The organism is Polynucleobacter acidiphobus, from assembly GCF_003065385.1.
Lineage (GTDB): Bacteria > Pseudomonadota > Gammaproteobacteria > Burkholderiales > Burkholderiaceae > Polynucleobacter > Polynucleobacter acidiphobus.
In genome coordinates this window covers 626,239-649,067 of record NZ_CP023277.1, presented here as the reverse complement: position 1 = coordinate 649,067, position 22,829 = coordinate 626,239, and the positions used below count along the sequence as shown (strand labels likewise).

At 47.8% G+C, this 22,829-nt stretch carries 24 protein-coding genes; 12 read left to right on the top strand and 12 right to left on the bottom strand.

Annotated features, from left to right (window positions below):
• Positions 1-28: 28 nt before the first annotated feature.
• Positions 29-454: a universal stress protein gene (locus AOC32_RS03450; RefSeq protein ID WP_108508148.1), complete on the bottom strand. Its 426-nt coding sequence runs from the start codon at positions 452-454 to the stop codon at positions 29-31.
• A 103-nt stretch (positions 455-557) separates the two neighbouring features.
• Between AOC32_RS03450 and AOC32_RS03445 the strand changes: the two genes are divergently transcribed.
• Both AOC32_RS03445 and AOC32_RS03440 read left to right on the top strand, forming a co-directional pair.
• Positions 558-1,973 carry an MBL fold metallo-hydrolase RNA specificity domain-containing protein gene (locus AOC32_RS03445; RefSeq protein WP_108508147.1) on the top strand — a complete coding sequence of 472 codons (1,416 nt, stop codon included), beginning with the start codon at positions 558-560 and terminating at the stop codon, positions 1,971-1,973.
• Between the two features lie 2 nt (positions 1,974-1,975).
• Positions 1,976-2,836, top strand: a complete 861-nt coding sequence (locus tag AOC32_RS03440) for an NAD(P)H-hydrate dehydratase (RefSeq protein WP_108508146.1) — start codon at positions 1,976-1,978, stop codon at positions 2,834-2,836.
• Here AOC32_RS03440 and AOC32_RS03435 read toward each other — a convergent pair.
• Entirely contained in the window at positions 2,833-3,345 is a 513-nt protein-coding gene (locus AOC32_RS03435; RefSeq protein ID WP_108508145.1) for an HPP family protein, read from the bottom strand. The genes AOC32_RS03440 and AOC32_RS03435 overlap by 4 nt on opposite strands.
• Before the next feature lie 69 nt (positions 3,346-3,414).
• Here AOC32_RS03435 and AOC32_RS03430 point away from each other — a divergent pair, with 69 nt between their 5' ends.
• Entirely contained in the window at positions 3,415-4,299 is an 885-nt protein-coding gene (locus AOC32_RS03430) for an LpxL/LpxP family acyltransferase (RefSeq protein ID WP_108508144.1), read from the top strand.
• 2 nt (positions 4,300-4,301) lie between these two features.
• Here AOC32_RS03430 and AOC32_RS03425 read toward each other — a convergent pair whose 3' ends face one another.
• Both AOC32_RS03425 and sodB read right to left on the bottom strand, forming a co-directional pair.
• On the bottom strand, positions 4,302-4,883 hold the full coding sequence (locus AOC32_RS03425; protein ID WP_108508143.1) for a urate hydroxylase PuuD: 582 nt from the start codon (positions 4,881-4,883) through the stop codon (positions 4,302-4,304).
• A gap of 18 nt (positions 4,884-4,901) precedes the next feature.
• Positions 4,902-5,483 carry a superoxide dismutase [Fe] gene (sodB, locus tag AOC32_RS03420; RefSeq protein ID WP_108508142.1) on the bottom strand — a complete coding sequence of 194 codons (582 nt, stop codon included), beginning with the start codon at positions 5,481-5,483 and terminating at the stop codon, positions 4,902-4,904.
• Positions 5,484-5,639: 156 nt separating this feature from the next.
• Between sodB and AOC32_RS03415 the strand changes: the two genes are divergently transcribed.
• Complete coding sequence (locus tag AOC32_RS03415) at positions 5,640-6,584, top strand: hydroxymethylglutaryl-CoA lyase (protein ID WP_108508141.1); 945 nt, start codon at positions 5,640-5,642, stop codon at positions 6,582-6,584.
• 23 nt (positions 6,585-6,607) lie between these two features.
• Here AOC32_RS03415 and AOC32_RS03410 read toward each other — a convergent pair whose 3' ends face one another.
• Genes AOC32_RS03410 through AOC32_RS03395 form a run of 4 tightly spaced genes read right to left on the bottom strand, consistent with a single transcriptional unit; the run spans position 6,608 to position 10,925 of the window.
• Entirely contained in the window at positions 6,608-7,345 is a 738-nt protein-coding gene (locus AOC32_RS03410; RefSeq protein ID WP_108508140.1) for an enoyl-CoA hydratase/isomerase family protein, read from the bottom strand.
• Positions 7,346-7,347: 2 nt separating this feature from the next.
• The gene (locus tag AOC32_RS03405) at positions 7,348-8,511 is read right to left on the bottom strand and encodes a CaiB/BaiF CoA transferase family protein (RefSeq protein ID WP_108508139.1); all 1,164 of its coding nucleotides are present in this window, start codon (positions 8,509-8,511) and stop codon (positions 7,348-7,350) included.
• Between the two features lie 41 nt (positions 8,512-8,552).
• Positions 8,553-9,569: a cytochrome d ubiquinol oxidase subunit II gene (locus AOC32_RS03400; RefSeq protein ID WP_108508138.1), complete on the bottom strand. Its 1,017-nt coding sequence runs from the start codon at positions 9,567-9,569 to the stop codon at positions 8,553-8,555.
• Entirely contained in the window at positions 9,570-10,925 is a 1,356-nt protein-coding gene (locus AOC32_RS03395; protein ID WP_108508137.1) for a cytochrome ubiquinol oxidase subunit I, read from the bottom strand.
• 102 nt (positions 10,926-11,027) lie between these two features.
• Here AOC32_RS03395 and AOC32_RS03390 point away from each other — a divergent pair, with 102 nt between their 5' ends.
• Positions 11,028-11,654 carry a cysteine dioxygenase family protein gene (locus AOC32_RS03390; protein ID WP_108508136.1) on the top strand — a complete coding sequence of 209 codons (627 nt, stop codon included), beginning with the start codon at positions 11,028-11,030 and terminating at the stop codon, positions 11,652-11,654.
• Here the strand turns inward: AOC32_RS03390 and AOC32_RS03385 are convergent.
• The 4 genes from AOC32_RS03385 to AOC32_RS03370 are packed head-to-tail and all read right to left on the bottom strand — an operon-like array spanning position 11,651 to position 15,521.
• Positions 11,651-12,979, bottom strand: coding sequence for an NAD(P)/FAD-dependent oxidoreductase (locus tag AOC32_RS03385; protein WP_108508135.1), 1,329 nt, complete (start codon positions 12,977-12,979; stop codon positions 11,651-11,653). The two genes, AOC32_RS03390 and AOC32_RS03385, sit on opposite strands and share 4 nt — an antisense overlap.
• Positions 12,980-13,014: 35 nt before the next feature.
• Positions 13,015-13,788, bottom strand: a complete 774-nt coding sequence (locus tag AOC32_RS03380; protein ID WP_108508134.1) for a 3-hydroxybutyrate dehydrogenase — start codon at positions 13,786-13,788, stop codon at positions 13,015-13,017.
• 39 nt (positions 13,789-13,827) lie between these two features.
• Positions 13,828-14,328, bottom strand: coding sequence for a YqaA family protein (locus AOC32_RS03375; protein ID WP_108508133.1), 501 nt, complete (start codon positions 14,326-14,328; stop codon positions 13,828-13,830).
• Entirely contained in the window at positions 14,328-15,521 is a 1,194-nt protein-coding gene (locus AOC32_RS03370) for a CaiB/BaiF CoA transferase family protein (RefSeq protein ID WP_108509322.1), read from the bottom strand. Before AOC32_RS03370 ends, AOC32_RS03375 begins: the two co-directional genes overlap by 1 nt.
• A 75-nt stretch (positions 15,522-15,596) precedes the next feature.
• Here AOC32_RS03370 and AOC32_RS03365 point away from each other — a divergent pair, with 75 nt between their 5' ends.
• The 7 genes from AOC32_RS03365 (at position 15,597) to cynS (ending at position 22,827) form a co-directional block, all read left to right on the top strand.
• Positions 15,597-16,691, top strand: a complete 1,095-nt coding sequence (locus AOC32_RS03365; protein WP_108508132.1) for a choloylglycine hydrolase family protein — start codon at positions 15,597-15,599, stop codon at positions 16,689-16,691.
• A 2-nt stretch (positions 16,692-16,693) separates the two neighbouring features.
• Positions 16,694-17,863: an acyl-CoA dehydrogenase family protein gene (locus AOC32_RS03360; protein WP_108508131.1), complete on the top strand. Its 1,170-nt coding sequence runs from the start codon at positions 16,694-16,696 to the stop codon at positions 17,861-17,863.
• Between the two features lie 2 nt (positions 17,864-17,865).
• Positions 17,866-19,044, top strand: a complete 1,179-nt coding sequence (locus tag AOC32_RS03355; protein ID WP_108508130.1) for a CaiB/BaiF CoA transferase family protein — start codon at positions 17,866-17,868, stop codon at positions 19,042-19,044.
• A gap of 156 nt (positions 19,045-19,200) precedes the next feature.
• Complete coding sequence (locus AOC32_RS03350) at positions 19,201-20,580, top strand: CmpA/NrtA family ABC transporter substrate-binding protein (protein ID WP_108508129.1); 1,380 nt, start codon at positions 19,201-19,203, stop codon at positions 20,578-20,580.
• A gap of 5 nt (positions 20,581-20,585) precedes the next feature.
• Positions 20,586-21,470: a nitrate ABC transporter permease gene (gene ntrB, locus AOC32_RS03345; RefSeq protein ID WP_108508128.1), complete on the top strand. Its 885-nt coding sequence runs from the start codon at positions 20,586-20,588 to the stop codon at positions 21,468-21,470.
• Positions 21,460-22,368 carry an ABC transporter ATP-binding protein gene (locus AOC32_RS03340; RefSeq protein ID WP_108508127.1) on the top strand — a complete coding sequence of 303 codons (909 nt, stop codon included), beginning with the start codon at positions 21,460-21,462 and terminating at the stop codon, positions 22,366-22,368. Before ntrB ends, AOC32_RS03340 begins: the two co-directional genes overlap by 11 nt.
• Before the next feature lie 15 nt (positions 22,369-22,383).
• Positions 22,384-22,827, top strand: coding sequence for a cyanase (gene cynS / locus AOC32_RS03335; protein ID WP_108509321.1), 444 nt, complete (start codon positions 22,384-22,386; stop codon positions 22,825-22,827).
• The last annotated feature ends 2 nt before the right edge of the window (positions 22,828-22,829 follow it).

Genomic DNA, 22,829 nt, shown 5'->3' with positions numbered 1-22,829 from the left:
GCAGCCCTTCTATCGAGTTCATGGCAAATTATTTCACCAAGAGAACAGGCTGCTTGGCCGACGATACAACCCGTTGAGCTACCGATCCAATCAAGAGATCGAGCACGCCGCCACGACCTTTGGCACCCATCACAATCATGTCAAACTTTTCTTTGGTAGCAGTATCCAGGATTTCTTTTGATACATGGCCACGCTTGATGATCATGTTGTGCTTAACGCCTGCCGCATCCAGAACTTTCTGGGCGGGCTTTAACTCTTTCTCACTGATTTCACGTAAATAGTCATCCACTACGCTTTTGCTGACAAATTGCTTAACGTGATTAAGTCCGAAGTCATCATGGACATTAATCAAGGTAACAGAGCATTTGCTGCGCATATTGCCAACTAATTGAGCAACGTATTTGGCCGCACTCAACGAAGTCTTTGAACCGTCAATTGGTAGTAGTATTTTCATATGATCTCCCTCCACAATGTAATTAGTGCTAGCAGTGTAGCAATATTATTAGGTATTCCCTTGATCCATATCAAATTCAGCCGCCTATATCCCTAATTTTTTTATGCATATTCAATTCCTTGGCGCAGGCCAAGAGGTCACCGGCTCTAAATACCTTATCCGCGGCAAAGCATGTGGGATTAATCACTGCTTCATGGTTGATTATGGGATGTTTCAAGGAGGCCGTGAGGCGGACGATAAAAATTTGGCTGAACTCCCAATTCCTGCCGATGAGCTCGATTTTGTAGTTCTGACCCACGCACACATTGACCATAGCGGATTGTTGCCGCGCTTATGTGCTCAAGGATTTCGAGGGGCCATCTATTGCACACCTGCAACAGCCTCTTTACTCAAAATTATGCTTTTAGATAGCGCTCATCTACAAGAAGCCGATTATGAACGCGCCCAACGCAAACAAGCTCAGGGTCATTGGAAGGGCGATCTTCCAGTTCCTCTCTATAGCACCCTCGAGGCAATCGATTGCTTAGCACACCTAAAGACCGTACCTTATCACCGGCGCTTTAGTCCAGGTCAAGGAATCGAAATTGAATTTTTGGATGCGGGCCATATTTTGGGGGCTGCGATTACCGTCATCGATATTCAAAAAGAGAATCAACAAAGCCACCGTACCGTTTTCTCGGGTGACTTAGGAATGTTCGAGCGACCTTTAATGAATGATCCTGAGCTGATTGAATATGCTGACGCCTTAATTGTGGAATCGACCTATGGTGATCGCTTACATCGATCGCTGCAGGACACAGAAGATGAGCTCGTAGAGGTCATTACGAATACGCTCAAGCACAACGGCAATATCATCATTCCCGCATTTGCGGTTGGGCGTACTCAAGAAATCATTTTTGTATTAATGGATTTAATTCGACGCAAACGCCTGCCCTATCTCACGATCTGGGTTGACTCGCCAATGGCTACATCTGTGACTCGATTGACCGAGGAATATCGTTCTTCACTCGATGAAGCCGCACAAGCTGTCTACGATTGGCATCAAGCCAATCCTAATCGCTTAGATCTGCGATTTATTGCCGACGTTGAAGAGTCCAAAGCACTCAATCGAATTAAGGGTGGCGCCATCGTAATTTCTGCTAGCGGCATGTGCGAGGCTGGTCGGATTGTGCACCACCTCAAATGGAATCTTCCTCACCGCAATAATGCCATCATCATCACCGGTTTTCAGGCACAAGGCAGCTTGGGTAGGCGTTTAGTTGACCAAGCCAAACTCGTGCACTTGTTCGGTAAGGAAGTTGCTGTGAAAGCCTCGATTCATACCATTGGGGGGCTATCAGCCCACGCCGATCAAGCCGGACTCATTCGTTGGTTAAAGGGATTTCGACAAGCCCCATCACATGTTTATATTACGCATGGAGAACCCCACGCCGCAGAGCAACTGAAAGCAGTCATTCACTCACAACTGGGCTGGGAGCATGTTCATCTACCTCAGCTCCACAGCACCTACCCTCTCTAATCATGCCAAACCTAAATGTCCTTGCGCTGCGTTCCCGCCTGATTCGAAAATCGGATGAACACAAAGGCGATATGGGGAAGGTATTGCTTGTGGGTGGCGCACCGGGTATGGCGGGTGCAATTTTTTTATCGGCGTATGGATCGCTTTATAGCGGCGCTGGGTGGACCATTATTGGGGTCTTGGATTCTAAATCGGCTCATGTGCAGGTTGATCAACCTGAATTAATGATTCAAGATGCCTCTCAGATAGTTGATGCCAATCATTTCATAAAGGGTATTGCGCCTGACTGTTTAGGGCTTGGTCCCGGCTTAGGTTTGAGTGACCAAGCTCTGCATTTCTTAGAGGTAGGTCTTGCCTTCTCCGGTCCACTGATCTTAGATGCGGATGCCTTAAATCTTATTGCTGACCATCCACGGTTAGCTCAATTATTGCGAGAGCGTAAAGGTCCTTGCACAATCACGCCTCATCCCGGTGAAGCAGCCCGTCTATTAGGAATATCGGCGGAACAAGTTCAAGCCAATCGATCTGGGGCAATTCAGTTACTGATTGATCGATTTCAATGCTATGTGGTTCTCAAAGGTCACCATACATTAGTTGGTTCGCCAGCTGATGTGATCTATACCTGCAATGCAGGCAATCCTGGGATGGCAACCGGTGGCATGGGGGATGTCTTAACGGGTCTCATCGCCTCACTTGCAGCCCAAGGAATTTGCCATCATCTCAATTTATGGGAGGCAAGCTGTCTTGCAGTTGAGCTTCACGCGAGCGCTGCCGATCAACTGGTTCAATCCGGAATTGGGCCCAATGGCATGACCGCACTTGAGTTAGCTAAGGCAGTTCGTAAATTAATTAATCAAGCTTAGATTGATCCCCATGGGCCCCAATGGGGTCCGGGTGGAGACTCTTGGTTCCATTTCACGGGATATTTGACCTTTCCAGGCCCAAGACGTGACCAGACAAATGCTGTGGCAGCCAGCGCTATGACACCCAATAAAACATGGGTCCAGATATCCATAAATCCTGCATGCGCATGAATCATGATCAGCGGATTGGCTCCTGCGGGCGGATGAACAGTCTTTGTTAGCAATAACACCGCAATCGTAATGAGTACCGATAAAACCAATACCCAGGTTGCATCACCCAAGGTTTGGTAACAGATCACCCCAATCAAGGCAGATAGGAGATGACCACCAAATAATGCCCTGGGCTGCGTCGGCGGCAGCGTTGTTAGACCAAACAAGAATAGGGTTGAACCACCCAAGGAGGCAAGTAATAAGGTGGAATCTTGTGGACGGACCACATGGAGAGCCAAAAACAAGGCCACACTTGCGCCACTCAATACCCAGAGGATCCGCAAAATGGTTTGTTTCATGGGTCTAGTTTACGGTATGTCAACCCAAATACGAATCAAGGTATATAGTGAGGGTTCTATAAGGCCTGCTTGCAAACTTTTCTAAATTACCTAACGGTATCCGCTCTTCGCGTCGTCCTTGTTTTTCCGTATGCATGGATTATCAGTCTTGGCAATGGCTTGGGATGGATCGTCGCGCACATACCAAGTGATCGTCAGCGTGTGGTCTTAATTAACTTACGTCTTTGTTTTCCACAACTATCAACTCAAGAAATTGAGGCTCTGGCTTTGCTGCACTGGCAGCTATTTGGTCGTAGCATTTTAGAGCGTAGTCGTATTTGGCTGGGAACCCCTGCACAGATCAATGAGATGATTCAGATTGATTCTGAGATTGAATTAGGGGATCGAAAGCCCCGCATTTTGGTCAACCCCCATTTTGTAGGCATTGAAGGTGGCATTGCTTTGTGCGCCTTGGCTGAGAAGATGAATTGGCCACGCGGAGTCACCCTCTATCAAAAGATGAAAAATCCATATTTTGATCAGAAGATTATTGAGTGGCGCGGTCGCTTTGGCGGACGATCCATTCCAAGACAAGGTCATCTCATCGAAACAGTCCGCGAGATCAAAAAAGGAAACTTTGTTTTTATCGCACCCGATATTGATCTCGGCACCAAGGACTCCGTATTTGTGCCCTTCTTTGGCGTTCAAACGAATACCATTACTGCGATTTCACGTTTAGCCAAACTCAGTGGCGCCGAAGTGTGCATTATGCAAACGACCCTCAATCCTGATCGCTCTGGTTATATTTGCCATATCGGTAAAGCACTTGAGTCATTTCCAAGTGATGATGAAAATGCCGATACGGCCCGCCTTAATCAATACTTTGAAGATGAGATCCGGCTGCGCCCAGCCGAATACTATTGGGTCCATAAGCGCTTTAAGAATCGACCCGCTGGAGAGGCTAAGATTTATTAGATTTACAAACCGCCGTTTTGCTGAGCTACCATTAAATACAACATGGGGATCGACAAAATGGTATTGATCCGCGAAGTGAGCATCGCGACGCGTGCAGACTTTGCTTTAGTCGCTGCGTCTACTTCCACAATTCCGAGGGCGCGCTTCTGATTGGGCCAAATTACGAACCAAACATTAAAGGCCATAACTAAAGCAATCCACATTCCCAGGCCAATTGCCAAAAAAGGTTGCTGAAGTGTGAATGCTTGATGCGCGTAGCCATTGAGTACAGCCAGAATAAATCCGGTTAATACCGTAGCCATCGCTGCGTAACGAAACCATTTCAAGGCCATTGGTGCAATCACCTTTGCCACCGCAGGCTTTTGTTCATCCGGAATCTTTGCCATGGATGGAATCTGTACAAAGTTGAAATACCACAATAGACCCACCCACATCACCCCTGAAATCACGTGCAGGAAGCGAAATACAAAGGTAACCCACGCTGAGCTCCCCACATTGGATCCGCCTAGGGTGATCACAATGAGGGCAAGCAGGATAAATCCGACCAGAACGGTCTTGCCTAATGAGCTCAGAATGGATGTCATATGGATTTCTTAGAGGAATTACGCTGCAAAGTTTTTGCTAACAAAATCCCAATTCACGAGATTCCAGAAGTTCTCGACATACTTAGGGCGAGCATTACGAGTGTCAATGTAATACGCGTGCTCCCATACGTCACAGGTCAACAGTGGCTTTGCATCAGTTGTTAATGGTGTCGCAGCATTGCTAGTCGATACTAAATCGAGGCTACCATCGGCTTTCTTGACCAACCAGGCCCAACCCGATCCAAAAGTACCCACTGCGCACTTGGTGAACTCTTCTTTGAACTTATCAAATGAGCCCCACTTCGCATTGATGGCATCTGCCAAGGCACCGGTTGGAGCACCGCCACCGTTTGGCTTTAAACCAAACCAATAAAACGTATGGTTCCAGACCTGGGCTGCGTTATTAAAGATACCGCCGGATGATTTCTTGACAATGTCTTCGAGACTCGAGTTCTCAAACTCGGTTCCTTTGATGAGATTATTGAGATTGGTCACATAAGTCTGATGATGCTTGCCATAGTGATACTCCAATGTCTCTTTTGAAATATAAGGTGCGAGCGCATCAAGCGCATAAGGCAACTGGGGCAATGTATGTTCCATTTTTTTCCTTTTTTAGTAACAGAGCGAACACGTTGATAAATACTCAGTGCTGTAACTATAGACCATTCTGGAATTTTTGTTTTATCCATCCCGAAATGGGGTTTTCTTAATTAAAATAAGGATTTATATAACCATTCGTCGAATCAACGAGGTCGTATGCATAGTCAAACACACGTCAATCCGTCAAGTCGGATTTACATCCAAGAGGTGGTTACCCGCGATGGCTTTCAGGCAGAACCGCGTTTCATTCCTACAGAAGAGAAGATTCGCTTAATTAATCGCTTAAGTCGTGCGGGCTATGCCAAGATTGAGGTGACCTCCTTTACAAGCCCTAAGGCCATTCCAATGCTTGCCGATGCGGAGGCCGTGATGCATGGCATTGAGCGCGTTCCTGGGGTCGAATACACCGTCTTAATTCCAAATCTACGCGGTGCTGAGCGCGCCCTTGGAGTCGGCGTTGATGAATTCAATCTCGTGATGTCGGTCAGCGAAACCCACAATCAATCCAATCTACGAATGTCCCGTGCTGATTCAGCCAAAGCTCTTGGTGAAGTAATTTCCTTGGCACATCAATCCAAGGTGGCCGTCAACATCTCCCTTTCCACCAGCTTTGGTTGCCCGATGAGTGGCATGACCCCCATGAACGAACTGATGCATTGGATTGATCATTTTGTTGACCAAGGCGTTCGGGGCATTAGTATTTGCGACACCACTGGTATGGCTAATCCTCGGCAAGTCACTGAAATTTGCGAGAAGGCGCAATCCAAGTATCCCGATACGCAATGGACCCTGCATTTTCATAATACCCGTGGTATGGGTTTAGCGAATGCCTTAGCTGCTGTTCAAGCGGGGATTGTGCGCTTTGATTCATCTTTGGGTGGTTTAGGTGGCTGCCCTTATGCCCCAGGAGCGACTGGCAATATCTGCACCGAGGAATTGGTTCATATGTTCGATCTGATGGGCTTTCATACCAATATGAACCTTGATTTATTACTCGAGTGTGCAGCGGAGTTGCGCACTTTGGTCGATCGCCCCTTGCCAAGTCAGGTTCTGCTTGCAGGCAAGGTTGATCGACTCTACGACAAGATCTGTCAGGACTAAATTACTTCTTCGTTACTTCTTAGTTACTTCTTCGCTGCGGCTTTCACTTTTGCTAGATACTCAGCAACACGGTGCTTAATATCAGGCACCGAACCCGATTGCACCAAATCGTATAAATCAACGGCACGGGTATCGCGTTTGCAGGCATGCAGTGCCATCGCACGCGCGTCCGCCGGCATCTCCAAAATATGCTCAAGAACTTGTGCTTCATAGGCATGCCAATCGGTCGCCTCCAGGACAGCGGTCAGAATCCCAAAATCTTTAGCTTGATGCGCATCAATACGGCGCGGATTTCCAATCAGCTGCTGTGCGCGATCAGGGCCCACACACTCGGCTAATCGACGGGAACCCAAGATCAAACCAAAACGGGCCCCAGGAAACATCATGCGCATATCCTCCGAACCCGCCCGGTGACGACATGCCAAGAGTAAATCCGCCCCCGCTCCAATCGTTTGTCCATGCGCTAATGCCATCGTGTCATATGGTGCATGCGCAATGGCTTGGAGCATTTGCTCAATACGCACAAAATGCAATAGCAAATCGCCTGGGCTTGCGTCATCAAAGTTTGAGAAATCAAAGCCAGCACAGAAGCCCTGGCCCTCGCCTCGCAGTATCAGCAAGCGGGTACCATCGGTCTCCGCCTCCTTGGTGACGGCGAGCAGCTCACAAGCTAACTCATAGCTAATCGCATTGCGCTTCTCTGGACGATTAAGGGTGACTCGTTTGATGTGACCCGAATGCTCTACCCGTAAGGTGTTCATATTTACTCCACGATCTCAGAATTATGCTCACCCAAGCGCGGTGGTCTGCGCTCGATGGGAGCCGTTGTACCATTAAATTTAATGGGATTAATGACGGTTTTGGTTTGTTGGCCATTGGCCATCACCATGGGCTGTACCCAACCCATTGCAAGGGTTTGTGGATCATTCAAAACAGCGGAATACTGATTGATTGGACAGCATGGCACACCCGCTTGGCTAAATTGTGTAATCCAATTAGTAGCGGTATCTTTTTGTAAGATTGCTTCGATCAACTCTTTTAAAGCGATTTGATTTTTTGCCCGCAGCGCTGTGCTAGTAAAACGTTCGTCTTTTAAAAGCTCAGGGCTCTTCAAGATCTGGCAAACGGTTTCCCAAAGGGCCTGTGTACCGGCTGCCATTACTAAATAGTCGTCTTTAGCCTTAAATGCTTGATAAGGGGCATTGCGAGGATGAGCTGAACCTAATTTAACTGGATCTTTGCCAACTCCAAAGTACTCCGAGGTTTGCAAGGCGGCAATTGCTAACGAGGTGCCCATCATTGGCACATCAATATGAACGCCCTTGCCAGTTTGTGCCACGGCGCGCAATTGGGCACAAATACTCATAGCCCCATATAGCCCTGCCGTGAAATCCGCAACCGGCACACCGCATTTGACGGGGGCGCCATCGGGTTCTCCGGTCACACTCATGATGCCGCTCATCGCCTGAATGGTGACATCAAAACCGCCCTCATTAGCACGTGGTCCAGTTTGACCATAGGCCGAGATCGAGCAATAAATTAGTTTTGGATTAATGGCAAGGGCTGAGTCAAAATCCAGGCCGAGACGTTTCATCACACCAGGGCGGTTGTTCTCAATCAGTACATCCGCATTGGCAATCAAATCTTTAGCCTTCGCGTTATCGTCTGGGTTTTTTAGGTCCAGGGTAATTGACCGTTTATTGCGATTTAAAGATGCAAAGTTCTCACTTAAGCGGTCATTCTCAGGACCAGTATGGGGAGGCCAGGCACGTAATGTGTCCCCCGCACCGGGGTTCTCTAGTTTGATGACATCGGCTCCGAGGTCGGCAAGCAGCAAAGCACAAAATGGTCCTGCAGCGACATTGCAAATCTCGAGAACACGAATTCCGGCAAGTGGTTTTAAGGCAGAAAGATCAGTGGTGTTCATAGGCACTCTTTTAAATGGAACACCCTATTCTAACGATCTCTTTAGTAGTAGCTCAGTGGCTGTGTTTTGCCCTTAAAAATGCGGTAGGAGAACAAGGTGTAGGCCAAGATCGTTGGTAAGACCACAATCGCACCCCAGAAGATGACCCACAGCGATTGAGTGGATGCAGCCGCTTGCCACACCGTCATGCGATCAACGACCAAGTAAGGAAATAAACTATAGGCAATCCCGAAGAACGATAACCAAAAGATCGCGACCGTTGATGTGAATGGCAGCCATTCCCGCCGGCTGGGGTTCGCTTTGAGCTGATGCAGTGCACGATCCGTGATTAGAAACAAGAGCGCGGTCGCAATCGGAATCGGTGCCAACCAAACAATGTTGGGATAACTAAACCAACGACTCATGATCTCTGGGCTGAAATACGGAGTTGCTGCTGAGATCAAGGCTATGCCTAATCCGGTTAACCATAAACTTGCCCGCGCCCACAAAATCGCTCGCAACTGCAACGCCCCCTCGGTTTTCATGATGAGCCAGGTTGAGCCCAGCAAGGCGTATCCTGCTGGCAAGCAAATTCCGACAAGTGCAGCAAAAATCCAGCCTAATAAGCCAGACTCATAACCAATAATATGACGTCCAATCATTACGCCTTGAGATACCGCGGTTACTAAGCTACCAAAATAGAATAAGAAGTTCCAAAGCGGCTTTTGCGCTAAGTTCACCTTAGCCCGAAAATCAAATGACACCCCGCGCAAAATGAGTCCAGCCAACATAATCGCCACTGGCAAATAGAGTTCGGTCAGAACAATGCCGTGTGCGAATGGAAATGCAACCAGCAAAATACCCACACCAAGCACCAACCAGGTCTCATTGGCATCCCAAAAAGGTCCGATCGAGGAGATCATCACATCTTTGTCAGCATCGCTAGCACGATTGAGCAAAATACCAACTCCCAAATCGTAGCCATCCAACACCACATACGACAACATGGCAAAGCCCATTGCCCCCAAGAAAAACAGGGGGAGCCATACAGAGGCTTGCGACCAGTCGGCTGGGATCATTTAGGTTTGCAGTGAAGTGGATGAGGGCTGAATTGAAATTGGAGCCTCTGCCTCTGCACTCTTTTTGTCTGCCTGTCGTGCCATATAGAAAATGGCCCAGATATACGCAACGATCAAGGTGAGGTAGAGAAACAAATACATCATCAAACTGCTAAATACCATGCCACCTGGCAATTTTGTGGCAGCTTCTGCAGTTGTCAAAACGCCATGCACTAAATAAGGCTGACGTCCGATTTCAGTGACATACCAACCAGCAACCACTGCTACCCATCCTGAAAAGGTCATCCAGACAAAAGCGCGGGCTAACCAATTGGGTAAGTTCTGTCCGCGTCGCATCCGCCACCATCCATACCAAGACAAAACCAGCATCAGGACACCGATTCCAACCATGATGCGAAAGGCAAAGAAGACTGGTTTGACTGGCGGTGTCTTATCAAAATCTTTTAGGCCCTTGACCTCACCATTCCAATCGTGGGTTAGATAGAAAGAAGCCAATTTCGGAATCGCGATCTCAAACTTATTGGATTGCGTTTTTTCATCGGGGATAGCAAATAAAACAGCAGGAACGCCATTACCCGTTTCCCAAATTCCTTCCATCGCGGCTAATTTGGCTGGTTGGTATTTGAGGGTATTGAGTCCGTGCATATCCCCCAAGAAAATTTGGATGGGGGTCACAATCGCGGCCGCCACGATACCAAATTTGAGGATAGCCTTATTCGCTTGAGTACGACTACCTTGTAAATAGCGATAGGCGGATAAACCTGCTAACAGGAAAAACACGGTTAGGAATGAAGCGGTCATCATGTGTGCAAAGCGGTATGGCATCGATGGGTTAAATACGATTTCCATCCAACTCACCGCATGCGCTTGGCCATCGATCATCTCAAAGCCTTGCGGAGTTTGCATCCAGGAATTGAGAACAATGATCCAGAATGCAGACAAAGTGGTTCCGAAAGCGACTAAGAAAGTTGCTAAGGTATGCACCCTTTGTGAAACGCGCTTTGCACCAAATAACATGATGCCAAGAAATGTAGCCTCAAGGAAGAAGGCGGTCAGTACTTCATAAGCAAGTAGCGGTCCAGCAATATTGCCGACGGTCTCCATATACCCTGGCCAATTAGTACCAAACTGAAAACTCATCGTGATGCCGCTCACAACTCCCAAAGCGAAGGTCAGGGCAAATACTTTGACCCAAAATTGATACGCCTCTTGCCAATAGACTTCACCTGTACGATTGAACTTAATCTTGAAATAAAACAGAACCCAGCCTAAGGCAATCGTAATAGTGGGAAATAAGATATGAAAGGTGATGTTGGCAGCAAACTGGATCCGGCTCAACATGATGGGGTCAAACATATATTTCCCCTAGGGTGTAATGAATGGAATATCTCTATTTTAAGGGTCTTTGCCTATCGCTGCTTGCTGGGGAAATCCCCAAAGTATTCATATAATGGTCATATGACAAATCCTGCTGTAATCGATCAAATCGCCCCTTTACGGCATTTTGTGGCTCAAATGACCCAATTGGTTGGCCAGAGTCAAGCTGAAGATATTGTTCGTCCAAAAGCCAAGGCTTTATTACAGGATTTAATTAAGACCGATGATTGGTTACCGGATTTCTGCGCAGTTCCTCACCCTCAGTATTACCAGCAGTATTTATTGCACGCCGACCCACTGGAGCGATTCTCGGTCGTCAGTTTTGTTTGGGGACCAGGCCAAGCCACTCCAATTCATGATCACATGGTTTGGGGTCTAATTGGCATGCTGCGGGGCTCTGAAAAAGGTCAACGCTATATCCGTAATTCAGCTGGCCAATTAGAAGCTGTCGGTCATGAAGAAACCTTATTGCCTGGTGATGTGGATGAGGTCAGCCCGAGCATTGGGGATATTCATATTGTGAAGAATGCCTTTGACGACAAGCCATCAATTAGCATCCATGTCTATGGAGGCAATATTGGGGCAGTGAAGCGCCATGTCTACGACCCGCAAACAGGGTCTGTCAAAAACTTTGTTTCGGGTTACTCCTCGTCGCAGATCCCTAATCTTTGGGATCGCTCTGCTCAAGTTCGCTCCGAACTTAGTTAGTGCAATTTGACGTGGGGCTCGGTGCGGCGCGTTATCATGCGCGCCAAGGTATCAAGGCTCACTTTGGCCCAGCCATGCAATGCCAGCTCATGCATTTTGTACAAAGACAAATACATTAGCTTGGCAAAGACGCCTTCGATCATGAGGTTGCCACCAATCAGGCCGCCCATCATATTGCCAACGGTGCTGTACTTTCCTAAAGATACTAAAGAACCAAAATCACGGTAGCGGTATGGTTTCAGGGGCTTGTTTTCTAGATGCAATTGGATTTGTTTAAACAAATGAGAGGCTTGTTGATGGGCTGCTTGGGCTCGCGGCGGTACAAAGCCGCCCTGCCCCTCGTTTGCTTCTGGCCAAGGACAGGCCGCGCAGTCGCCCATGGCAAAGATGTCGGGGTCACGTGTCGTTTGTAAGGTCGGCAGCACCACCAGCTGATTAATTCGATTCGTCTCCAAGCCCCCGATGTCTTTGAGAAAATCAGGCGCCTTGACTCCAGCTGCCCAAACAATCAATTCAGCGGGCAGACTCGTGTTGTCACTAAACTGCACCTCTTTGGGAAACACCCGCGCCACTTTCTTATTCGTAATGACCTCAACACCCATCTTTTGCAATAAGGCTTCGGTTGCATTTGAGAGTCGCGCCGGTAAGGCTGGCAAGATTCGGGGGGCCGCCTCAATCACGCTTACCTTTAAATCTTTATTGGGGTCTACCCGATCAAGACCGTACGAAACAACTTCGCGCGTGGTGCGATGCAGTTCGGCAGCAAGCTCAACACCGGTTGCCCCTGCACCAATAATGGCCACGTGTAATTGGTCGGGCGAGAGTGGATTGCTTTGTGCCTGTGCCCGAATAATCGCATTGAGCATTTGATGATGAAAGTTTTTGGCATCGTCCTGAGACTCTAAGCGTAAGGCGTATTCCTCAACGCCAGGGGTCGCAAAATCATTACTGAGACTTCCAATGCTCATCACTAAGATGTCATACGGTACTGAACGCTGCGGAGTAATTTCGGTGCCCAGATGATCCTTATACGGCGCAACAATCACCTCTTTGCGATCGCGATCCAAGCCAATCATCTCACCAATGCGATAAGTAAAGTGATGCCAGTGGGCCTGTGCAATGTAATCAACTTCATGGTCACCCAAATCCATACTGCCAGCCGCAATCTCATGGAGTTTTGGTTTCCAAATATGCGTACGATTCTTATCAATCAGAGTAATGGATAGTTTTCCCGATTTACCTTTGCGAGGACCAAATCGATCGCCTAGACGAGTTGCTAGCTCCAACCCTCCTGCTCCACCACCTACGATGACAATTCGATGCATGACGAAGTTCTTCTTATTCTAATTTGACTAATGATTTATTGTGCAGTCCAACCGCCATCCATATTCCATGCGACACCACGAACCTCTGATGCATCGGGTCCGCACAAAAATACGGCTAATGCAGCGAGTTGCTCGGGTTTCACAAACTCGCCAGAGGGCTGCTTCTCGGAGACCAACGCTAATTTAGCCGCATCATTGGAAATCTTCTCGCGTTCCGCGCGTGCATCGACTTGCTTTTGAACGAGCGGGGTTAACACCCAACCTGGGCAAATAGCATTACAAGTCACTCCCGTGCGCGCAGTTTCTAAAGCAACGACTTTGGTTAAACCAACGATGCCATGTTTTGCCGCCACGTATGCTGCTTTTTGCATTGAGGCCACAAGACCATGGACCGAGGCAATATTAATAATGCGGCCCCAATTACGTTCTTTCATTCCCGGAAGTGCCAAGCGCGTGGCATGAAACGCCGAACTCAAGTTAATCGCAATCACTGCATCCCAGCGCTCTGCTGGAAAATCTTCCACGCTTGCGACATGCTGAATCCCGGCATTATTAATGAGCACATCAATTGCACCAAAGCGTTTTTCAGTGGCAGCAATCATCTGCGCGATTTCATCGGGCTTACTCATGTCGGCACCGTGATAATCCACTTCAACGCCATAAGCCTTGACCTCGGCGATCGCCGCATCTTTCTCACCAAACCCATTCACCATCACATTGGCGCCTTGGCCTGCCATGGCCTTAGCCATCGCCAGTCCAATACCGCTTGTTGATCCCGTCACTAAAGCGGTTTTCCCTTTTAAAAGCATCCTGAAGCCCTCGTTTAAACCAATAAAACAACTATCTTCTCATAGACCTATGAGTCGGCCTAATTCTTGCCAAAAGGACTTGGGTATCGAGGTTAGCAGCCATGTGAGAGTGATGTACCGCAGTAACTTACCAATCGCCATGTAAATCATGCACGGTAACCATTTCAGACGTAGCCAACCCGCTACCAAACACAAAGGGTCGCCAATGATTGGCAGCCACGAGAGTAACAACATCGGTGGCCCTCGTTTTTCTAGCCACGCTTGGGCGCGTGAATGGGTTTCTCCCCGCAATGACTCATAGGTATTTCGAGCGAGCAATCCCAACCACCAGTTAACCATCCCACCCAAGGTATTGCCCAGGGTTGCCACGCCAATCGCCAACCAATAATCCTCTGGATTTAAGCTGACGTATGCAAACAAAACGGGTTCTGAGCCCATCGGGATTAGCGTGGCGGATACTGCTGCCACAATAAATACTGCCGGTAGACCCACGGTGGGCATACCAAACCAATCCATTACCGAATGAATAAGCGCTTCCATTACTGTAGTACGCCAGCGTCCCTCAAGGTCTGAATCTGCTCGGCAGTAAATCCATGTTGCATGAGAATGGATTCAGTATGTTCGCCAAGGGTCGGTGCGCGATGCCGAATTTGCCCAGGATTTTGAGAGAGCCTTGGAATGATGCCTGGCATCTCTACTTTCAAACCGTCTGCACTCTCAATGGTTTCAATCACACCGCGCGCACGGTAGTGAGGATCCTCCGCAATATCTTTCGCACTATAGATACGTCCAGCAGGAACAGCAATACTCTGCAAAGCAGCCAGAATCTCTTCAAGGGTTCGTTGGCTCGTCCATTGCCCAATTGCTTCATCAATGGCGTCAGCACGTTTAGCCCGCCCATCGTTACGCGCCAATTCAGGATCGTTGCCTAAATCGTTACGACCGATCAGATCCATCAATCGCTTAAATAAAGAATCTCCATTGGCAGCAATTAATACGTACTGGCCATCAATACAAGGGTAAGCATTCGAGGGAGCAATTCCTGGCAATGCACCCCCTGCTGGTTGACGGATTGCACCAAAGACGTGGTACTCCGGCAAGAGGCTCTCGGTCAAATTAAAGACCGCTTCATAGAGTGCCACATCGATCATCTGCCCTTGACCACCCCTCGCGTCACGCTCGTATAGTGCAAGCAAGACGCCCAGAGCGCCATGCAAACCAGCAATCGTGTCACCGAGCGATAAGCCCGCACGCGCAGGCACCTGTCCAGGATGCCCTGTTAAATAACGTAATCCAGCGGTCGCTTCTGCAATGGCGGCAAAGCCAGGCTCATCCCGACGCGGTCCATCTTGTCCATAGCCAGAAACGCGCAACATAATCAATTTCGGATTAAGCGCATGCAACGCATCCCAACCCATGCCCCATTTCTCCATAGTACCGGGTCGAAAGTTTTCAATCAGAACATCAGCGTCTTGGGCTAAATGTCGCACAATCTCCTGACCCTCGGGTTGGCGCAAATCGATGCAAATCGACTGCTTATTACGTGACTGCGCTTGCCACCAGACCGAGGTTCCCTCATGCAGCATGCGCCACTTACGCAATGGATCACCCTCTTGAGGTGATTCAACTTTAATAATCTCTGCCCCAAAGTCCGCCAAGGTCTTGGCAGCAAAAGGTCCTGCAATTAATTGGCCAAGCTCTAGAACACGAATACCGGAGAGGATTTGTTGCATGGCAATCAGCCCCATCAATCAAGAAAGTATCTAGATTAAACTACAAGATTCCGAATCCTGAGTTGGAGAATCACAATGAAACAATGGTTGGTTGGTCTCACGCTGCTGAGTTTTTTTCATAGTTCATTTGCTTGCACTGCCGTGAATATTCAGGCTAAAGACGGCACAGTCATCGCCGGTCGCACGATGGAGTGGGCCTTTGATATGAAATGGACTATCAATAGCATCCCGCAAGGAACCAAATTTCGCACCACGGCCCCCGAGAATCTCAAATTGCCTCCAATCCAGTTCATCACTAAATATGCTGTTCTCGGAATTTCCCCAGGAATCTTGCCAGGTGCACCTGCTCTTCTTGAGGGTCAGAATAGCGCCGGGCTAGCAATGAGTGGTAATTTCTTACCAGGATTTACCGAGTACCAAACCGTCACCGCTAAAGATTTGGACTATGTCTCGATTCTGGATTTTGGGACACTTGCTTTAGGCATGTTTGCTAATGTCGCCGAATTACGCAAAGACTTGCCCCGTTACAAGGTTTGGTATGACTCGAGCTTACCTGCAGGCCCAACACCCCCCTGGTTACATTTTGTATTCACCGATCGCACTGGCGCCAGCATTGTGGTGGAATTTGTAAAGGGCCAAATGCGCATTCATGACAATGTTGCGCAGGTATTAACCAACGCACCCACCTACGATTGGCATATTCTGAATGCCAGAAATTACTTAAACCTAACAAACTTTGCTAGAAGCTCAGTCACCGTGAATGGCCAAAATGTCACTGAGATTGGTCAAGGTGGTGGGCTGATGGGCTTGCCTGCGGATTACACCCCGCCCTCCCGATTTATTCGGGCAGCCTACTTGCGCCAACTTGCTACACCACCCAACAATCGAGCTGAGGGCGTACAACTCACTGGTCATATTTTGAACAATGTCGATATTCCAGTGGGTGTGGCTGCCTCAAAAGATGGTGATAAAGTGATTTCTGATTACACCCAGTGGGTGAACATCAAGGATCTCAATAATCAGCAATGGCATATTTCTAATTATGCAAATCGCACCAGCTATGTCACCTTGGATCTAAAAAAGATTTTTGAGAGTAATAAATCAGGGGCCTGGCCAGTCGACCAACTCCCCTATCAAAGCATCGATATCACCAACAAAATCCTAAACTAATTATGGCATTGACGATTCCAAAACCGGATCAATATCAGGAGATGCGCGAGGCGCTTCGAGATCTTTGTTCGCGTTATGACTCTGCCTATTGGCAAAAAATTGATCATGAACGCGGCTATCCTGAAGCGTTTGTTAAAGCGATGACCGATGCGGGTTGGTTGGCAGCACTGATCCCAGAGGAATATGGTGGTTCAGGACTAGGGCTTGCCGAGGCCTCCGTCATCATGGAAGAAATTAATCTCTCGGGAGGCAATGCTGGCTCTTGCCATGGTCAGATGTACAACATGGGTACTTTACTGCGCCACGGTTCAGAGCAGCAGAAGCAACAGTATCTGCCGAAGATCGCCTCAGGTGAATGGCGACTGCAAAGTATGGCGGTCACCGAGCCCACCACCGGAACCGATACGACTAAGTTAAAGACTACTGCGACCAAAAAAGGTGATCGCTACATCATCAATGGTCAGAAAGTCTGGATCTCGCGAATTCAGCATTCGGATTTAATGATTTTGCTAGCGCGCACCACCCCCCTTACAGAGGTTAAAAAGAAGTCTGAGGGGATGTCGATCTTTATCGTCAATCTCCATGAGGCGATTGGCAAGGGGATGGATGTGCGCCCTATCGCGAATATGGTCAATCATGAAACCAATGAGGTTTTCTTTGATCAATTAGAAATCCCGACAGAGAATCTAATCGGCGCCGAAGGTCAGGGTTTTAAGTACATATTGGATGGCTTAAATGCAGAACGAACTCTGATTGCTGCGGAATGTATTGGTGATGCCTATTGGTTTATTGAGCGCGCGCGTCGCTACGCCACTGAGCGCGTAGTCTTTGATCGTCCGATCGGTATGAACCAAGGTATTCAGTTTCCGATCGCAGATAGCTACATCGAGACCGAGGCGGCCAACTTAATGCGCTTTAAGGCCTGCGAGCTTTTTGATCGTCAAGAACCCTGTGGGGCTGAGTCGAATATGGCGAAGTATTTAGCAGCCAAGGCATCCTGGGAAGCTGCTAATGTTTGCTTACAAACCCATGGTGGCTTTGGTTTTGCCTGCGAATACGATGTCGAACGCAAGTTCAGAGAGACGAGACTCTATCAAGTCGCCCCAATCTCGACCAACCTTATTTACTCTTATGTAGCCGAGCACTTGCTAGGCTTACCACGCTCTTTCTAGTGATGCGACCCTTAGACGGTATTACAGTCGTTGCTCTCGAGCACGTCATTGCGGCACCTTTTGCCACGCGTCAATTAGCCGATCTTGGCGCACGCGTGATTAAGATTGAGCGACCCGGTGCGGGTGACTTTGCACGTAACTACGATGAGCGTGCCAAAGGGATGTCCTCGCATTTCACCTGGGTGAATCGCTCCAAAGAAAGTTTGACCCTTGATCTCAAACAGGATTCTGCGCTTGCTATCCTGCGTCAATTGCTAGAGACCGCCGATGTGTTTGTCCAAAACCTCGCTCCCGGTGCAGCAGCTCGGATGGGGCTCAACGCCCAAGCATTACAAGCAAGTAATCCTAAATTAATTTATTGCAATCTCTCGGGCTATGGTGAGAATGGGCCGTATCGGGATAAAAAAGCCTATGATCTACTGATTCAGAGTGAAGCAGGACTTTTATCCATTACGGGCACCCCTGAAACTCCTAGCAAGGTTGGTATTTCCATTGCAGACATTGCGGCAGGTATGTATACCTATACCAATATCTTGGCAGCGCTGCTGCAACGTCAAAAGACGGGCAAAGGGTCTGTGATTGATATTTCCATGCTAGAGGCGCTTGGAGAGTGGATGGGCTACCCGATGTATTACAGCATGGATGGCGCCTCTCCTCCACCGCGCACCGGCGCTTCGCATGCCACCATCTTTCCCTACGGTCCTTATTTAGCTGGCGATGGCAAAACGATTATGTTGGGCCTTCAGAATGAGCGGGAGTGGGCATTATTTTGCGAGAAAGTCCTCTCACAACCCGAACTGGCGACTGATCCACGTTTTGATAAGAACTTTAAGCGCAATGAGAACCGTGTGGAACTCAATGCCATTATCTTGAAGATCTTCTCTGAGATGACGAGCGAGCAGGTTTTAGCCAAACTCGAGGAGGCTCGGATTGCTAACGCCTCTCTAAATGATATGCATCAGTTTTGGGATCACCCACAATTGCGCGCGCGCGGACGCTGGCATTCGGTGGAATCTCCCAATGGCCCAATCCCCGCCCTATTGCCACCAGGTATCAATACTGCGTATGAATATCGCATGGACAAGATCCCAGCGGTTGGTGAACATACCGAGAGAATCTTGCGAGAGCTGGGCTATTCGGATGAGCAGATTCAAAATCTCAAAGAGGATCAGAGTATTTAGTTCTTTGGTGCATTGATGCACCAATTTGGGATTTAAATCCCTATAAAGCACCTAAATTAGGCATTGCACTAATTTGCGCCCTTATTAAGCGGGCGCATTAGAACTGGCACGATTCTTGCAGGGTTACTTATAGAACATTTCTATAAGGAGCCAGCAATGAGTATTCATAAGCCGTTTGATCCTGATCGTCCTCTCTTTAGCAATCGCTGCAGTTGTGGCAAGCATGCATCGGCTGCTGAACACGAGGCTGCTAATCTACAAAAAATTAATGAAGAGCAAGAAAGTGCCAATTTCATTGAGGCTAGTCTTGTAAAGGCTCTTTTCCCTCAAGAAGCACGCCGTCGTGCCTTCTTAAGAGCGGTAGGGACAGGTGGTGCGATGAGCGCCCTCTCAGGATTCCTTCCAGTTGGCGCTTTGCAGGCGATGGCTCAAGAGAAGGCTCCTTTAGAAAAAAGAGACCTCAAAATTGGATTTATTGCGATTACCTGCGCAACACCGCTCATCATGGCCGACCCGCTAGGCTTTTATAAAAAACAGGGCTTAAACGTCACATTAAATAAGACTGCTGGCTGGGCTTTGATTCGCGACAAAATGCTGAGCAAAGAACATGATGCCTCGCATTTTCTCTCGCCAATGCCAATTGCGATGTCGATGGGATTAGGCTCCGATCCCAGTCAGATGCGGGTTGCCACGATTCAAAACACCAACGGTCAAGCGATTACCCTAGCCAATAAACATAAAGACAAGCGCGATCCAAAGATGTGGAAAGGAATGAAGTTTGCAGTTCCTTTTGAGTACTCCATGCATAACTTTTTACTCCGCTATTACGTAGCCCAGGCAGGACTCGATCCTGATAAAGATATCCAGATTCGGGTAACGCCGCCACCTGAAATGGTTGCCAACTTGCGCGCCGGTAATATCGATGGCTTCTTGGGTCCCGATCCATTTAATCAACGTGCCGTTTACGATGAGGTTGGGTTTATCACCATTCTGACAAAAGATATCTGGGATGGCCATCCTTGCTGTGCATTTGGCACTTCTGAGGAATTTATTCGGAAGAACCCCAATACCTTTGCAGCGCTCTATCGCGCCGTGATCAATGCATCAACAATGGCTCGCAATCCTGAAAATCGTCCATTGATTGCCAAAGTGATCTCACCACAAAACTACCTCAACCAACCTGAGACAGTCGTGATGCAAGTATTGACTGGTAAGTTTGCTGATGGACTGGGTAATGTACAAAACGTACCGGATCGAATCGATTTCAACCCCATTCCTTGGTACTCCATGGCAACTTGGATGCTCACCCAAATGCAGCGCTGGGGATATGTCAAAGGGGATGTGAACTATAAAGACATTTCTGAGAAAGTATTCCTGCTGACTGACGCGCGCAAGTATATGCAAGAAACCAATGCACCGATGACTGCGCAAGCCAAGGCCAGCACTGGAAATCCAAAGTTCAAGATTATGGGTCGTGAATTTGATCCTGCGAATGCGGCCGCTTACAGTAAGTCGTTTGCGATTTCAAAGGCATAGGATTAATGATGAATTCCATCAAGCTAAAAGGTGCCCTACTGTCCGTCATTCTATTTTTAATGATGTTGGCGGTATGGCATCTTGCCACGGCTCCCAAATCTGGGAGCAATTCACCGGACCGAGTATCCACTTCAAGTGCATCGAGTGGAAATTCTGAATATGACTTATTAATGGGCAAGGGGAGTAAAGATGTAGCCCCTGATCAAAAATCCGGATTTCCAACCCTATCGCAAATGGGAGAGACTTTTTACAAACAACTTTCTGATCCCTTTTATGACAAAGGTCCAAACGATAAAGGGATTGGGATTCAGCTGGCTTACTCATTAGCTCGAGTCAGCCTTGGATTTTTATTGGCTCTCGTAGTAGCGTTGCCAGTTGGCTTTTTAATTGGCATGTCCCCCCTACTCTCGGCGGCACTCAATCCATTTATTCAAATATTAAAACCGATCTCACCGCTCGCCTGGATGCCGATTGCTCTCTATACGATTAAGGATTCTTCAGTATCTGGTGTATTTGTAATTTTCATCTGCTCAATCTGGCCGATGTTAATTAACACAGCCTTTGGAGTCGCAAGCGTTCGTAAAGAACTTCTAAACGTTGCGAAGACTCTAGAGGTCAATCCGATCCGCAAGGCATTCAAAGTAATTCTGCCAGCGGCAGCACCAACTATTCTCACGGGCATGCGGATTTCAATGGGAATTGCTTGGCTGGTAATCGTTGCCGCTGAAATGTTAGTTGGCGGGACTGGAATTGGCTACTTTCTTTGGAACGAATGGAATAACTTAGCAATCTCAAGTGTGTTATTTGCCATCGTGGTAATTGGTTTTGTAGGAATGCTTCTCGATATGTTGTTTGCCAAATTACAAAAGATGGTGACTTATGCAGACTAATATTGATTTCTTGAAGGTTGAAAACCTCTCCAAAACGTATGTCGCTGGATCCCCTCCCGTATTTGAGAATGTCAATTTCGATATTCAGCAAGGTGAATTTGTTTGCATTATTGGTCACTCGGGTTGTGGCAAAACCACTATTTTGAATGTTTTAGCTGGTTTAGAAGAGGCAAGCTCGGGGTATGCGTATATGTTGGGTCGTGAAATTAAGGGGCCCAGCCTTGAACGTGGTGTGGTATTTCAAGGGCATGCTTTAATGCCATGGATGACGGTATTGCAGAACATCAATTTTGCAGTGAAATCCAAATATCCAGACTGGTCCAAAGCAAAAATTACGGCTCATTCAGAGAAATACATTGAATTAGTTGGCCTCGATGCTGCGAAGCAAAAAAAGCCATCTGAATTATCCGGTGGCATGAAGCAACGGGTCGGCATCGCTCGCGCCTTCGCCATCGAACCAAAAATGCTGTTATTAGATGAGCCTTTTGGAGCACTTGATGCCCTAACCCGTGGGGTAATCCAAGATGAGCTACTCAAAATCTGTGCATCAACCAAGCAAACCGTATTCATGATTACGCATGATGTAGATGAAGCAATTTTACTGTCCGACAAAATCATGCTCATGAGTAATGGTCCAAATGCTCGAATTGCAGAAATTGTTGAGAATACGCTTCCCAAAAATCGTGAGCGCGCCACCATGCACCACGATCCTATGTACTACCCCATGCGCAATCATCTCGTTGATTTCCTAGTGCATCGCTCAAAATTGGTACAACAAAGCTCGCATGCCACGCAGAATCAAAATAATGTCCGGGATATCACTCAGCGCTTAAAGCCGCGGCTTGTTCGACCTGGAAAAGATCAAATACTTACAAATCAATCAACTCAAATCAACTAAGGAGCTTTCGAAATGATGAATCGTGAAGTTGTCACTCAAAAAATTATTGAGGCAAAAGTTAGAAAGAAATTAAAGTGGGCTGATATTGCTAAATCCATTGGGGAATCCAAAGAATGGGTTACCGCTGGATGCTTGGGGCAAATGACTTTTACTAAGGCTCAGGCAGAAGCCGCCGGGAAATTATTTGACCTAACGGATGAAGAGATGGCATGGCTACAAATCGTTCCCTATAAAGGATCACTTCCTACAGCAGTGCCAACCGATCCACTGATTTATCGCTGGTATGAAATTGTTAGCGTGTACGGCACAACCATCAAAGAGTTAATTCATGAAGAGTTTGGGGATGGCATTATGAGTGCGATTGACTTCTCAATGGATATTCAACGCGAACCCGACCCAAAAGGTGATCGAGTTCAGGTTGTATTGTCTGGGAAATATCTGGCCTATAAGACCTACTAATT